Origin of the sequence: Mucilaginibacter sp. 22184, assembly GCF_052045695.1 — a bacterium.
GTDB lineage: Bacteria > Bacteroidota > Bacteroidia > Sphingobacteriales > Sphingobacteriaceae > Mucilaginibacter.
In genome coordinates this window covers 1,129,529-1,144,762 of sequence record NZ_JBQEPI010000001.1, presented here as the reverse complement: position 1 = coordinate 1,144,762, position 15,234 = coordinate 1,129,529, and the positions used below count along the sequence as shown (strand labels likewise).

General features: G+C 43.6%; 13 protein-coding genes. 8 read left to right on the top strand and 5 right to left on the bottom strand.

The annotated features are described in order from the left end of the window. Positions 1-2 precede the first annotated feature (2 nt). From ACTJKG_RS04940 to ACTJKG_RS04915, 6 genes are all read left to right on the top strand, one after another. Positions 3-686 carry a response regulator transcription factor gene (locus ACTJKG_RS04940; RefSeq protein ID WP_172333958.1) on the top strand — a complete coding sequence of 228 codons (684 nt, stop codon included), beginning with the start codon at positions 3-5 and terminating at the stop codon, positions 684-686. Positions 687-689: 3 nt separating this feature from the next. Beyond that, positions 690-2,024 (top strand): sensor histidine kinase, encoded by a 1,335-nt coding sequence (locus ACTJKG_RS04935; RefSeq protein WP_172333959.1) that lies wholly within the window; start codon positions 690-692, stop codon positions 2,022-2,024. A 230-nt stretch (positions 2,025-2,254) separates the two neighbouring features. After that, a complete protein-coding gene (locus ACTJKG_RS04930; protein WP_172333960.1) occupies positions 2,255-2,935 on the top strand; it encodes an OmpA family protein in 681 nt (226 codons plus the stop codon). A 143-nt stretch (positions 2,936-3,078) separates the two neighbouring features. After that, positions 3,079-3,468 (top strand): HYC_CC_PP family protein, encoded by a 390-nt coding sequence (locus tag ACTJKG_RS04925; RefSeq protein WP_172333961.1) that lies wholly within the window; start codon positions 3,079-3,081, stop codon positions 3,466-3,468. Positions 3,469-3,545: 77 nt separating this feature from the next. Further along, positions 3,546-4,046, top strand: a complete 501-nt coding sequence (locus ACTJKG_RS04920) for a heavy-metal-associated domain-containing protein (RefSeq protein WP_172333962.1) — start codon at positions 3,546-3,548, stop codon at positions 4,044-4,046. A gap of 22 nt (positions 4,047-4,068) precedes the next feature. Beyond that, positions 4,069-4,869, top strand: coding sequence for a hypothetical protein (locus ACTJKG_RS04915; protein WP_440738505.1), 801 nt, complete (start codon positions 4,069-4,071; stop codon positions 4,867-4,869). Between the two features lie 220 nt (positions 4,870-5,089). On the opposite strand, the gene ACTJKG_RS04910 is transcribed toward ACTJKG_RS04915, so the two are convergent. Beyond that, entirely contained in the window at positions 5,090-6,004 is a 915-nt protein-coding gene (locus ACTJKG_RS04910) for a hypothetical protein (protein WP_172333964.1), read from the bottom strand. Positions 6,005-6,355: 351 nt separating this feature from the next. Here ACTJKG_RS04910 and ACTJKG_RS04905 point away from each other — a divergent pair, with 351 nt between their 5' ends. Continuing rightward, the gene (locus ACTJKG_RS04905) at positions 6,356-7,918 is read left to right on the top strand and encodes a glycoside hydrolase family 10 protein (protein ID WP_172333965.1); all 1,563 of its coding nucleotides are present in this window, start codon (positions 6,356-6,358) and stop codon (positions 7,916-7,918) included. On the opposite strand, the gene ACTJKG_RS04900 is transcribed toward ACTJKG_RS04905, so the two are convergent. The 4 genes from ACTJKG_RS04900 to ACTJKG_RS04885 all read right to left on the bottom strand — a co-directional run bounded on the left by ACTJKG_RS04900 (position 7,919) and on the right by ACTJKG_RS04885 (position 14,404). Beyond that, positions 7,919-8,668 carry an SDR family NAD(P)-dependent oxidoreductase gene (locus ACTJKG_RS04900; RefSeq protein ID WP_172333966.1) on the bottom strand — a complete coding sequence of 250 codons (750 nt, stop codon included), beginning with the start codon at positions 8,666-8,668 and terminating at the stop codon, positions 7,919-7,921. It lies immediately after the preceding gene. Then, entirely contained in the window at positions 8,665-9,459 is a 795-nt protein-coding gene (locus ACTJKG_RS04895) for a DUF1835 domain-containing protein (RefSeq protein WP_440738504.1), read from the bottom strand. Before ACTJKG_RS04895 ends, ACTJKG_RS04900 begins: the two co-directional genes overlap by 4 nt. A 181-nt stretch (positions 9,460-9,640) precedes the next feature. After that, on the bottom strand, positions 9,641-10,381 hold the full coding sequence (locus ACTJKG_RS04890) for a carboxypeptidase-like regulatory domain-containing protein (RefSeq protein ID WP_440738503.1): 741 nt from the start codon (positions 10,379-10,381) through the stop codon (positions 9,641-9,643). Positions 10,382-11,077: 696 nt separating this feature from the next. Next, the gene (locus tag ACTJKG_RS04885) at positions 11,078-14,404 is read right to left on the bottom strand and encodes a vitamin B12-dependent ribonucleotide reductase (RefSeq protein ID WP_172333969.1); all 3,327 of its coding nucleotides are present in this window, start codon (positions 14,402-14,404) and stop codon (positions 11,078-11,080) included. A gap of 284 nt (positions 14,405-14,688) precedes the next feature. Here ACTJKG_RS04885 and ACTJKG_RS04880 point away from each other — a divergent pair, with 284 nt between their 5' ends. After that, entirely contained in the window at positions 14,689-15,183 is a 495-nt protein-coding gene (locus tag ACTJKG_RS04880) for a thioredoxin family protein (RefSeq protein WP_172333970.1), read from the top strand. Positions 15,184-15,234: the final 51 nt, after the last annotated feature.

Sequence of the window (15,234 nt, the reverse complement as noted above, 5' to 3'; positions counted from 1 at the left end):
GTATGAATGTACTGATCATTGAGGACGAACGCGCGCTTGCACAGGAGCTGGAAATATTCCTGACCAATTATAACTACATCTGCGATGTGTGTTTCAACGGTACATCAGCTTCTGAAAAAATAGCGGTTAACTTGTATGATTTTATTCTGATTGATCTGGGCCTACCCGATTATGATGGCCTCGATCTGTTAAGGGAAGCAAAAAAAGTAGATTCTGAAGCCGCCTGTATCATACTTACTGCCCGGGCCGAAATTAATGATCGCATCAAGGGTCTTGACCTGGGCGCCGACGATTATTTACCCAAACCGTTTTCATTGCTCGAGCTTCAAAGTCGTATGCAGGCTATCATTCGCCGCAAATTTGGGGTAAAAAATAATACCATTGAACTTGGAGACTTCCTCATCGATCTTACCAATCGTACTATATCGCATAGCAACAGCGTTGTAAATACCATAACCAAAAAAGAATTTGACCTGATAGCCTATTTAATTTTACATAAAAACAGAACCTTAACCCGTATGCAGTTAAGTGAGCATATCTGGGGCAGCGTGGTTAATAACGACTATGACTCCAATTATATTGATGCCCACATCAAAAATATACGAAAAAAGTTAAACGCCTTTGGCTCGCCAGATTGGCTGGAAACGGTGCGTGGCCTGGGCTATAAAATAAAGATCAACGCTTAAGTATTGAGACTCAGAACAAAACTTACGCTTTTTAACGCCATATCAAAACTGGTTATCGTAGTACTGTTTGTATTGCTGGTACCCGTATTGATCAAAAATATAAGCAGTAACTATGTTGATAGTAAGCTCATCAAACAAAAAAACAAGCTGTTGCAAATAGTAAAAAGCCATGGTATTGAAACTTATATAGAAAATGGCGAGCCTTATGGTAGTTATCTGCCCCTTAAAGAAGAATTCATAAGTTTGGACGAAGTAGATCCAAATTACTTTTTAGATACCATTAAACTGGGTAAACGCTTGTTCAGCGAAGGCGACACCCTCGAATACCGGATACTAAGCCATACATTTAAAGTCAAGAATAAGAATTATCTACTGGAAATAGGCAAAAGTGTGGATACGCTTGATGAAACCAGCATCCCGCTGCAAAATATCGCCTTCCAGGTATTGCTGGGTATGATATTACTGACCATTCTGGCCGATCAGTTTTATTCCAATTATGTGCTCAAGCCTTTGCGGCTTATTATTAAAACCAAGCTTGTTGGCCAAAAGTTCCCCAATTTTAACGCTTATAAAAAAGTACGCACTACTACTACCGACTTTGAATACCTGGATATCAGCATCCATAAAATGGTGGAGACAATTGCCGATAAGTTTCAGAAGGAACGTGAATTTATTTCCAACGCTTCGCATGAACTGATGACCCCCATCTCTATCCTGCAATCCAAGATCGAGAACATGTTTGAGGAAGAGGACATCAGCGACGACCTGAAGGTACGTCTGATCGAAATGCAGAAGATCCTGAACCGTTTAAAGAGTATTACCAAAACCCTTTTGCTGATATCACAAATTGAGAACGAACAATTTTTAAAAGAAGATAAAGTTCCGGTAACTGAATTACTGCAGGATGTATATGACGAAATTTCTATACGCCTGCAAGATAAAAACATCAGTTACAGCATTGATATCCCCGAAAACTGGAACATGGTTAATATTAATAAATTCCTGTTGTTTAATTTATTTTTCAATCTCATCAATAACGCTATCAAATACAATAACGAGGGTGGCTACATCCAAATAACAGGCACCGCCGGACATAATAACTTTATCATCAGCATAGCCGACAATGGTATTGGTATCGACGCCGAAGCCATTCCTTTCATATTTAACCGTTTTAAAAAGTTCAGGCAATCACTTCAGCAGGATAGCTTTGGCCTGGGTTTACCTATTGTTAAATCAATAGCTACCTTTCATGACATCGATATTGAGGTAATTTCGGATAAAGGCGCGGGTAGTACCTTCAAGTTGATATTCCCAACTACACTTATCGTGGCTAATTGATCATATAGGCGGTCATATTTGTATCGACAATTTTACATTTTTTGTACTAAAAACAAGCCATTATTTGCAGTCTGGCCAAAATATCAATCGCCATTCTGAAAATTCCTTACCTAAATATTAAAAAAATATAGCCGCAATACACTTTTAGGCACTTTAAAAAACAAAGCCTGCTTTTTATTGTTTTTGGCACTGGCTTTGCAAATGATATCTAAAACATATCATAATTATATATGAAAACTCTTCGAATTAAGATAGCCTCCCTGAGTTTGGCTTTAGCCACCGTCGGCATTTTAGGCTCAGGCTGTGATTCATTGACTAAAACTCAAAAAGGCGCAGCGATTGGCGCTGGTGCAGGTGGTACAATAGGTGCTTTTATAGGTAAAGCAGCAGGCAATACCGCGTTAGGGGCCATTATTGGTGGTGCTGTAGGCGGTACTGCCGGTGCCTTTATTGGCCGTAACATGGACAGGCAGGCTGCCGAAATAAAACAAACCGTTCCCGGAGCTACCGTTACACGTGAAGGTGAAGGCATTTTGGTTAAGTTTGATTCGGGTATATTATTTGACACCGACAAATCTGATGTTAAACCCGCTGCCCAATCTAACCTGCAAAAATTGGCTACCTCGTTACAAAACAATCCCAACACTAATATTTTGATAGTTGGCCATACCGATAGTACTGGTACAGCACAACATAACATGGATCTGTCTATCAGAAGGGCCGAAGCTGTGAAATCATATATCGTGTCTAATAATGTAAACTCATCCCGCTTAACCACATCTGGCAAGGGTAAAACCGAACCGATTGCTGATAACCGGACACCAGAAGGCCGTGCGCAAAACCGCAGGGTTGAGATAGTAATTGTGGCTAATGATCAAATGAAACAGCAGGCTAAACAATCTGCCCAATAATAACCATATAATAAGATCAAGTTAATTAAAGAACCCGGCCGCGAGGGCCGGGTTCTTTGCGTTTATACCCATCAGCTCAATCTATTCCCGGAATATCTAAAAACAATTTGTAATCAATAAGTTAATCCGTTATTTTTGTTATTATGATAAAAAGATCGGGAGCTTTATTATTAACCTTGCTGTACACGGTTACAGTACTGGGCTTTGCTCTTAATCTGCATTATTGTGGTACGCAGATAGCTTCTGTTAAAATTGATTCGCCGGCCGTTAGTTGTAAAATGGCTCAGGATTGCAGCAAAATGAAATGCTGCAAGGACAAACAAATACAGATTAAGGTAAAAGACGCGCACCAGATTGAACCAGTTTCCATCATCTCTAAACTTTTTGGATTTGATATCCCCCGTTTATCTTTCAGCGGATTTTTTACACCATCCAGGCAATCATTTGCCAGCCCTTCGCCTAAACGCGGGCCGCCCGGCATGCCCTGGCAAAACGTAGCCACATTTATTAAAAATTGTATTTTTCGTATCTGATCAACATTAATTGCTTATCGAATACCCGGTAAAATTACCGGTAGTTTATTTTTCAACAATTAATTTAAAAGATCAAAATGAAAGCTCTAAAAATATTTATTGTACTTTTTGTATTTACTGCTACCGCAGCAAAAGCCCAGTTCACCAAAGCCGAGCTGCAAGTTAGCGGCCTTACCTGCGCCCTGTGCGCCAAATCAACCGAAAAAGCATTACGTACCCTCCCTTTTATAGGCGATATCAAAACCGATCTGATGCACAACTTATATCTCATTACTTTTAAAAGTGATGTGCCGGTAAGTTTTGAGCAGATCAGCAAAAAGGTTCAAGGCTCAGGCTTTTCGGTAAACAGCTTAAAAGCTACTTTTAACTTTGATAATACCAAGATTGCCAATAACATTTTCAGTTATGGCGGCGATACATACAGGTTATTAAACCCTGCTGATAAAGCCATTACAGGCAATGTAAATTTCACAGTAGTTGATAACGGCTTCGCCCCAAAATCGGTATCCAAAAAATATCTGGGCCAGGTTACGGATACTGCCCCTGCAAGCGGTCGTATTTATCATTTAGCTATTTAATTCTTCATCAAGCATTATCATCATGAAGAAATTGATATTGGCTATTGGCCTTATGGCACTGACGTATCCGGCATTTTCGCAGGAATTATATGTAAATACTGAACCAGCCAGCAATATGGCCACAGGCTCGCTTGGCCTGCGTTTGGAGAACCAGGGATTTTTTAAACCCGACTATAAAAACCGTACAAGCTTTGAGGCCATGTATGGCGTAAGCAGGCATTTAATGATACACGGCTCATTATACGTATCTGATTATTACAGCAATAATCAGCATTTTGAAGGGGGTAGTGTATATGCCAAATACCGGTTCTTATCTATAGATACGGTACAGAAGCATTTTCGTGGAGCATTTTTCGCGAAGACGTCCAGCATCAATAATCCCATTGTTAACCAGGAAATAACGCTGGAAGGCGACAACTCCGGCCTGCAAAGCGGTGTGGTATTTACCCAGCTTTTGCATAAGCTGGCATTATCCGGCTCGGCAAGTTATTTGCGGGCTTTTGATAATCGCGGGGGCTATGACCTTTCGCCGTTACAAGCCCGCAACGCGTTGGCCTATACTTTATCGGCCGGATACCTGTTATTCCCAAAAAACTATCGCGATTATCAGCAAACCAATGTTAACCTGTATGCTGAGTTATTGGGTAAAACCAATCCGGGTCATGGACAAAGTTACCTGGATATTGCACCGGCAGTGCAGTTTATATTTAACAGTGTTTGCCGCTTGGACCTGTCATACCGTACGCCACTTTACAATGACATGGTACGCAACAGCAAGAACATGTACCTGGTAAGGCTGGAGTATAACTTTTTTAATTTGTAAACCGAGAGTGAGAGCCCCTGGGGTGAACGATCAATTCGCGATCATGCATATTGCTAAACAGATCCTTCACTATCGCTAACCATCATCTATTGAACAGAGGCTTTAATCAATTGCGTTATTTCGCCCATAGAGACTCTGGACCTTACAACCCTGGATGAAAAAAACAAAAAGCCCCGTTCCGATATCCGGAACGGGGCTTTTTTATATGTATTAAATAAACTTATTTAAGTGTAAAGCCTGTTTTACCCATGGTACCACCATCGGCATAAAGTAATACGGTATAAGTACCCTTTTGGAAAGGTAGGTTCGGGTTTACCCAATCAATAGTGTACTGGCTGCCGTCGTCCTTAAAGTCGATGGACGTTTTGTAGGTGTATTGCAGATCCTGGTTGTCGGCACTGAAAGTTCCGCCATCGGCAGGGGTAATCAGATTGCCTGTTGGATCAATGATACGCACATAAATATCGTGCAGACCTTTTATAGCGATGCTATTGCTGGCCACTGTAAAGTTGATCTTGATTTTTTTAGCTGGGCCGGCACGGGTAACATCAACCTCTTTACCGCTGTTCTTCACCTTATACGCTACTACATTTGCCGTGGCCAGCTTAAGGGCTTGAGCCACCTTTACCTTCGCGTCCAGATCCTGGTTTTGTTTAGTGAGCGTATCGGCCTTTTTAGCTACCGTAGCCAGGTTGGTTTTTAGCGTATCCCTTTCGGTAGTTAACGATTGATTCTGCTTTTTCAGTTCTTCAATATCGGCAGTGTATTTAGTTACAAAATACCTTAATTGTTTCACATCTTCCTGGGCCTTAACCAATTCAGCTTTGGTTAATTTCCCTTTAGCCAATTGGGTTCTCAATACTTTAATTTTGGAAACCAATGAGTCGTTTTTGGCTTGCATTTGCTGGGATAATTTGGCTTTACCTGCATTTACTTGCTGAATTTGTGATTCAAGACTGTCTAATTCTGTTTGCAGGCGGGTTTGTTCATCATGCTGGTACACGATCTTAGTATCCGACTTGTTTTTTTGCAAGTACAGATACACATCGGTACCCAATAGAGCCAATACCACCACAATGAGGAAATAAATGACGTTGGAGTTTTTCTTAGATGGTTGACCGGATTGATTTTCCATAGCAATTAAATGTTTAATGTTTTAATACAGTTAAAAAGCAAAGCTGTTTTAAAAAAATGCAGCTATTTAACTATTGTGATTAATTTACAAGCAAATCTAAACTGATAGATATTGCCCGCTTTACCTGTATTTTTCTTTTTATCAGCACTTTCATGCCCAACGATATTTAAACGTTGAAACACTAAAAATATGATTTTAAACAGAATTACAGGTAAACAATTATGTTAGGCAACGGTTAAAAATAAATACAATATGCTAAAATCACAATAAACCTTCAAATTTTATACTTCATAATAAAAGTGCAACGTTATGAGTTTTATATCTTTGCAGCTTTTACTTTAATCCCCGTTGATGCATATATTTCGCCGCTTTATACTACTGATCGCCCCCCTGCTTACCATGGCAACCGTTTACGCGCAGCCTGCCGAACCCGCTTCTGATGAACCAATAGTTAAAACTGAGCCCAAACGGGAATTCAGAGGAGTGTGGATAGCAACAGTAGTCAATATCGACTGGCCCACAAGCACTAAATTTACTGCTGATAAGCAAAAACAAGAGCTGATAGATATCCTCAACTCGCATCAGGAAACGGGCATCAACGCCGTAATGCTGCAGGTACGCCCTGCCGCCGATGCTTTTTATGCTAAAAGCCGCGAACCCTGGTCGAAATATTTAACCGGAAAGCAGGGTCAAGGCCCTTATCCTGCTTATGATCCCCTGGAGTTTGCCATAACCGAAGCGCACAAACGCGGCATGGAGCTACATGCCTGGTTTAACCCCTATCGCGCCACTTTCGATGGTAATTTTGCCGCGCTGAGTCCGCAGCATATCACCAAAACAAAACCCGATTGGTTCTTTACCTATGGCGGTATCAAAACATTTAATCCCGGGTTGCCAGAAGTTCGCGAATATATTGTACAGGTAATACTGGATGTGGTTGACAACTATGATATCGATGGCGTACACATGGACGATTATTTTTATCCATACCCAATTGCCGGCCAAAAGATCAACGACGATGATACCTTTAGAAAATATGGCCAGGGCTATGACAATATTAAGGACTGGCGCCGCCACAATGTGGATCTGCTTATAAAAATGATTGGCGACAGCGTACACGCACACAACCCGGATATCAAATTCGGTATAAGTCCGTTTGGTATATGGGCCAATAAGGCGCAGAATGATGAGGGTTCAGAAACCAGCGGCGGATCATCCTATTATGAAAACTACGCCGACTCACGCGAATGGGTTAAACAGGGCTGGATAGATTACATCAACCCCCAGCTTTACTGGCCTATTGGTAACCGGGCAGCTGATTTTGAGAAACTGCTCAACTGGTGGAGCGATAATACTTTTGGCAGACACCTGTACATTGGGCAGGCAGCTTACCGCATCAATGAGCGAAAAACCGTGGCCTTTAAAAACCCCAAACAATTACCAGATCAGATCAATATGATGCGGGCCAACCCCAGAGTTCAGGGCAGTGTTTATTTCAGCTCCAATTCACTGACCAACAACCCTCTGGGCTTTACTGATTCGCTTCGCGAAAATTATTATAAATACCCGGCCTTGCCGCCGGTAATGCTTTGGCGCGACTCGATTGCTCCGAATGTACCCCGGGAATTTACCGCGAAAGCCATACAGGGCCATGTACAATTAAGATGGATGGCACCCACATTGGCCAGAGACGAACAGCCTGTTTATGGCTACGTGATCTACCGGTTTACCGATGGCGAAAAGATCAATATTGATGATCCTAAAAATATATTGCGCATACAATATAACAGTGGCTTAACCTTTGAGGACAGCACAGTACAAAGAGGAAAAACTTATATGTATGTGATTACCGCGCTTGATAGATTAAAGAATGAGAGTGACCGCTCGCCAACTATCGCGGTCACGGTTCGCTGATCAGCTATTCATCACCGAACCGCAGTTAATATCAAGGGTTTGCCCGGTGATAGACCTCTGGCTTAACAGGTACGCTACCAACCCTGCAATTTCATCGGGCTGGCTCATACGTCTGAGTGGTACACTTTGCATGGCAATTTCATAAAACTCCTGTTTGCTGATACCTATACCATCGGCTATGCCCTGTAAGCCATCCTGCGACATTTCGGTATCTACCCAGCCCGGGCAAATGGCATTCACCAGGATATTTTCGGGAGCAAATTGCACTGCCCATGAGCGCATCAATCCCAGCAAACCTGCCTTAGAGGCGCAATAAGCCGAATAGTTAGCCACACCCAGCCGCGCCAGTACCGACGAGGTGATCAGTATATGTTTCTCCCCCGTTGCATTACGCAGCGCGGGTAAAAAGGTATTCACAAAATTATAGGTACCGGTAAGGTTGGTGTCTATAATATCTGTCCAGCGGTCATCATCACCCCAGTAATTCTCACCCCCGATGCCCGAATTGGCAACCAGTCCGTTCACCACAACGCTCCCCAGTTGTTCAAAAGTACGGGCAAGACTTTGTTGATTCCGGATATCCGCTATCAATAGGCTATGATTGCCCGCAGGCAGGCTTTGCAGTGTTTGTTGTAACTTTTGTTCGTTGCGGCCAAGTAAAATACAGGTATTACCATCATGTGCCAGTTTCTGCGCGATAGCTTGTCCAATGCCGCTCCCGGCGCCGCTAATGATATAGGTGTTGCTCATATTGACAGGCTGATAAGTTGTTTTTGTTGCAGGCTGTCGAGGTAAATATCTATCTCTGAATCGCCCATACCAAATATTTTATCCTCGTTCCAAAAGGTGGCATATATGGATGATCGGGTTTTAGCACCACTATTGTAGATATCCAGCAGTCGCTGTTCAATATAACCCAAACCGGCTTCATTCACCTGTAAACGTTTCAAGTGAGCTTGTAAAGCAGGTTTTAGCAAAGGCATACCTCCCCAGAAGTTATTTTCATTCAGCCACTTTTCCAATACGGCGGCATTGCCCTGTACATATAATTGCCAGGCTTCGGTAGCAAGTTCAAACTCCCATTCGTTCAGGCGTTCACGGCCATCATACAGCTCTTCAAATTGTTCGCCGTTGAGCTCACCCAAACCTTTGGCAAAATTAAACTGGACGCAATCGGCCAGGCAAATGAGGTAAATAGCCGGTGCCGACATATCCGTTTTGCGGCTAAGCATCTGTAAAACACCCAACAAGTTCACCTGACAATGCAGATCAAACTCAAACCAGAGGTTAATCTCGGTATAGTCGCTGTTGAGCTTGCCCAGTTCGTCAATTACCTTATGCTGGTAAACATCAATGTTTTCATGGAACGTTTGACTGATCCACTGGGCGCGTGCGCTCCAGAAACTGCCCGAAAGTATATTTTCCTGCAATGGGCCCTCAGAAAGCACTTCGCGCCATACCAGTACATCACCATCAAGTCCGGTTTCATTAAAACCCGACAAGGCGGCATCCCCGTTTAAAATATGCAATATGTTACTCATTGGTTTTTAGAATTAGTAGCGGGCCTCAGTCAATGAAGCATCCTGATGGTAAAAATAAATTTAAAAAAGCAGCAATTATACTTCATTAAAAATTTGCAGGAAATTTTGAAGATGAAATGATTTTGTTTTTCAACTCCCTCTCTTCCGATAGCTATGGGGATGAAGAGGGATGAGCGAGGCTTTACTTAGTTTTTACCAAACTATCTCCCATCAATTTTTGCTGACTCGTTTTAATATATACCCGGATGTCATAGTCCGACATTTTTTTGAGCAGTTCGATGCCCGGGCGGTATTTATCCATAAAGTATAGCAGGGAATCGCCTTTAAGATTGGTGACCGTTCTGACCAGGCTTTCGCTGAACCGGCTGTCGATGTACCGCCTTTCTTCATCCCTGATCAGTACTTTTTTAAATTTATACTCCCGGCTGTGTTTGTAGGTGAGGGCGCGGATAAACTGTGATGGCACAATGGTGATACCAGCTACCGGCAGAAGCCCGGCATTGCTACCCGATACCGCTATCATATCCTTGAGCTTAGGCGGCGAAGAATTAAACTCTTTTGCAAACATTTTACGGTTATTCAACGAATCTTTTATCCTGTCTCTTTTACCTGTTACATGAACTTCGCCCAGCTCAATAACCGCAGCATCTAAACCTATCCTGATATTTTTATTATTTGCCGAATTAAGCGGAAGTACAAATAACTTATATCCCTGCATTTTTACCCGGAGCGTGTCATTATTTTTTTCTGTAGCGATACTAAACTCACCCTGTATACCGGTAATGACATTTGCTTTGGATGTAGCTACCCAGGCCCCGGCGAGTGGTTGCCCCGTTTTTTTATCAGACACCATGCCGCTTATACCTTGCCCGTAGGAGCATAAACAGGTACACATCAAAAACAGGATAAGCAGGCTACGCATTGGTTTATATGTTTTGATAATCAAATCATTACAAACATAACTACCAAACCTAACTCATGAAATTGGTTTAACATTCTTTAACTTATGTGTTTTGTTAAGGAATGATTTGATGCACCCGTTCTGCATATTCAACAATAGATCCTTCGCTGCGCTCAGGATGACAAAGAAAGGTTAAAGTCATGCCGAATTTGATTCACTGCCGTTGTTGGTGTTGTCACCAACAATATGCCGGGCAATTCCCGAAACAAGTTAGGATAGGCTTATTTTTTTACCTTATCCGTTTAAAATATGCGGTAATTGATTGAAATATTGGTGGTTGATGGCTAAATATTCCCTATATTTAATTACCATCAAAAAACCAAAGCCATGAAAACTTTACTTATCGCGATCCTGTTTCTAATGGCAACTGTACCATTAGTACTGGCACCGCCACCACCCATCCCCAGCAAGAAAGGTATTCATCACGCTACCATTTGCAAAGCAGCAATGCTTTCGAAAAAGGGAGGATGCGCTAAGGCATGCAATCATCACTGCCCAAAAACTTAGCACATTTAATAACCGCTCCTTTCGCTCACCATGACACCCTATTTTGTTTATATGTATTATTTAATCATGACAAAAGAACCCTGCCTTGCGGCAGGGTTCGCACATTTAACTATTTATACTGAACAAAAAACTACGATTGTTTAACCCTCTTTACGAACAACCCATCGAGTTGCCGCAGTTGAGGCATTTGTAACAGGTGCCCGAACGCAGGGTGGTGTGCCCACATACGTTACAGGCAGGGGCATCGCTTTGTACACCCATGCTCAGATCAACAGAAAACCCCTGTTTCTTAGCACCGGTAAAACCATCTGGATTATTAACAGGTACATATACATTGCTTTCGTCGGTATTGAAATCCTCGTCGCTCATTTGCGGGTTGCCGAGGGTGGCGTTATTTTCGGTAAGCACGTGTACCAGGTCGGTACGGTTCTGGTATTCGTAACCCAGCATCCGGAAAATATAATCGATAATACTGGTGGAGCTTTTGATGTTGGCATGGCCCACCACCATACCGGCAGGCTCAAAACGGGTGAAAGTAAATTTCTCTACATATTCTTCCAGCGGTACGCCGTACTGTAAACCTACCGAAACAGCAATAGCAAAACAATTCATGAGCGAGCGGAAAGTAGCGCCTTCCTTGTGCATATCCACAAATATTTCGCCCAGGGTACCGTCCTCATATTCGCCGGTGCGCACAAATACATTCTGCCCATCGATAGTAGCTTTTTGGGTGAACCCCCGACGTTTAAAGGGCAGACTCTTCTTTTGTACCACGCGCGACAGTTCGCGCATAAAATTGGTATCCTTTGATTTCTCCATAATGGCTATGGCCGCCTCGATCACCTGCTCTGGTGTCAGGTCGCTTAGTTTTACGTTAGCGGCTTCGCCCAGTACTTCTTCTACCGTTTCTAGTTTATCGTCAACCTCTTCTTTCGTATCCGATTTGGTGGATAGCGGCTGGCTTAGCTTACAGCCATCGCGGTAAAGGGCATTGGCTTTCAGGCCCAGCTCCCATGACAATTGGTAGCAATCTTTGATTTCATCAACTTTAGCCTCATTGGGCAGATTGATGGTTTTAGATATAGCACCCGACAGGAAAGGCTGTGCCGCGGCCATCATTTTGATATGACCATGCGCATGGATGTAACGCTCGCCTTTGGCGCCGCATTTATTGGCACAATCAAAAATGGGGTAATGTGCTTCTTTCAGATACGGAGCACCTTCAATAGTCATGGTACCGCAGATGTATTCGTTAGCTTCTGCTATTTGTTTTTTATTGAAACCAAGCGCGCGCAGCACGTTAAAGTCGGGCGCGTTGTATTGATCGGCAGTGATGCCGAGGCGTTTCAGGCATTCTTCACCCAACGACCAGATATTGAAAGCGAAGCTGATCTCAAAGGCCGATACCAGTCCTTTGTCGAGCTTTTCCAGTTCATCATCGGTAAAACCTTTTGCTTTTAAGCTATCAGTATTAATATGTGGCGCGCCTTTCAAGCTGGCCGAACCTTTGGCGTAGTTTACAATAGCGGTAACCTCGTGCTCGCGATAGCCCAGGTTGCGCAGGGCTTCGGGCACAGCCTGGTTTATGATCTTGAAATAACCGCCGCCTGATAGTTTTTTGAATTTTACCAGCGCAAAATCAGGTTCGATGCCGGTAGTATCGCAATCCATCACCAAACCGATGGTGCCGGTTGGAGCAATAACGGTGGTTTGGGCGTTGCGGTAGCCATACTTCTCGCCCATTTCCACAGCCTTATCCCAGGCGTTGCAAGCAGCAGACAGCAGATAGTCCGGACAGTATTTAGGGTCGATACCCGGAGGGGCTATCTCTAAATTCTCGTAATTTTCGGTGGAGTTATAGGCGGCATAACGGTGATTGCGCATCACCCGCAGCATATGTTGTTTGTTATCGTTGTATTTGCGGAAAGGCCCCAGCTCACGGGCCATTTCGGCCGAGGTGGCGTAAGCCGTACCGGTCATAATAGCGGTGATAGCGCCGCCAATAGCGCGGGCTTTGTCGCTGTCGTAAGGGATGCCGTTCACCATTAATGCCGAACCTAAATTGGCATAACCCAGGCCCAACGTACGGTAATCGTAAGAGAGCTGCGCCACTTCTTCGGATGGGAATTGCGCCATCAGTACGGAGATTTCCAACACGATAGTCCACATGCGACAAGCGTGTTCAAAACCTTTTACATCAAATACCCGGGTTTGCGGATCAAAGAAATGCGCCAGGTTGATAGAGGCCAGGTTGCAGGCTGTATTATCAAGGAACATATACTCTGAACATGGATTGGAGGCGTTGATACGGCCGCCTTCCGGACAGGTGTGCCACTCGTTAATGGTGGTATCAAACTGTACACCCGGATCGGCGCAGGCCCAGGCCGCGAAAGCGATATCGTCCCATAATTTTTGTGAGGCAACGGTTTTTGTCACCTTCCCGGTAATGCGGCTGGTGAGTTCCCAGGGCTTACTGCCTTTGAGGGCATGGAAAAAACTATTGGGGACGCGCACCGAATTATTGGAATTTTGACCCGATACGGTACGATAAGCCTCGCCTTCATAATCGGATGAATAACCGGCGGCTATCAGCGCAGCTACTTTCTTTTCTTCCTCTACTTTCCAATTTACAAAACCTTCTATTTCGGGGTGATCCAGATCAAGGCAAACCATTTTGGCTGCCCGGCGTGTTGTACCACCCGATTTGATGGCACCGGCAGCTCTGTCGCCTATTTTGAGGAAAGACATCAGGCCCGACGAATAACCGCCACCGGCCAGTTTTTCCGTTTCGCCGCGAATCTTAGAAAAATTGGTACCCACACCCGATCCATATTTAAATATGCGGGCTTCGCGCACCCAAAGATCCATGATACCGCCCTTGTTCACCAGGTCGTCATCAACAGAAAGTATAAAACAAGCATGTGGCTGCGGGCGTTCATAAGCCGAGGTTGATTTGCTCAGCGTTTCGGTAAGCGGATCAACAAAGTAATGCCCTTGTGGCTTGCCCGTGATACCATACGAATTATGCAGCCCGGTATTGAACCACTGCGGCGAGTTTGGCGCGGCCAGTTGCCCAACAATGGTATAAACTATTTCATCATAAAAAATATCGGCGTCTTTTGGACTGGCAAAGTAGCCATAGCGTACGCCCCAGTCTTTCCAGCAGTTGGCCATACGGTGGGCCACCTGTTTAATGCTTTTTTCGGAACCGGTGCTGCCATCGGCCTGCGGTACGCCAGCCTTGCGAAAATATTTTTGCGCCAGTATATCGGTTGCCACCTGGCTCCAGGTAACCGGCACTTCTACATCGTTCATTTCAAATACAGCATCGCCGGATGGATTACGAATCACAGACGATCGCTTATCATATGTAAACAGATCAAATACGTTAATTCCGTCTTTAGTGAAATAGCGTGTTGTTTTAAGCCCTTTCCCGCTGCTGGAGGCGGACATTTTGGAGGTAATGTTTTTGGCCATAGTATAATAGATTGGAGGTGAGAGTTGGTATTTTCAAAACACTAAGGGTGTTTTAATCAAAGCTATCGGTATGCGTATTATCTTTTATTTCAGAGTTTTCCACACATGTCAATTAATTGGTTCCAGTATCATATATTAATTTTTAATTACCTGATTATTAAATAATTAAACGTGTTAATAATTAAAAAACTATCGTTCTATATCATTTTTTTGTATCTTGAAGCGTATTGATCCTGCCCGATACGTTCATATTAAACTGTCAATTAAATTACCCGTCCCTACACATGAAAAAATTAATTCTGATAGCGTTCATCGTTGTTTTTACACTGAGTGCCCGAGCGCAGGAACAACCCCATGTATATAATCCTAATGCCGATGCCAAAGCCGAGATTGCTGCCGCGGTAAAACAAGCCGCCCAACAGCATAAAAACGTGCTTTTACAAATTGGCGGCAACTGGTGTATTTGGTGCATCCGGTTTAATGACCTGGTGACCAAAGATGCCGACCTGAGCAAATACCTGAATGATAATTACGTGGTTTTGCACGTAAACTACAGTAAAGAGAACGAAAACAAAGCCGTACTGGCCGATCTGGGTTATCCGCAGCGCTTCGGCTTCCCGGTATTTGTGGTGCTGGATGGTAAGGGCACACGCCTGCATACCCAAAACTCAGGCTACCTGGAAGAAGGCAAAGGCCACAGTAAAGAAAAAGTTATGGACTTTTTGAAGGACTGGTCGCCAGCGGCTATCGATCCTAAAACTTACGAAAAAGCGAGGTAGCACCTCTCCCAACCCTCTCCAAGGGAGAGGGCCTTGATTAGCATATTTTTA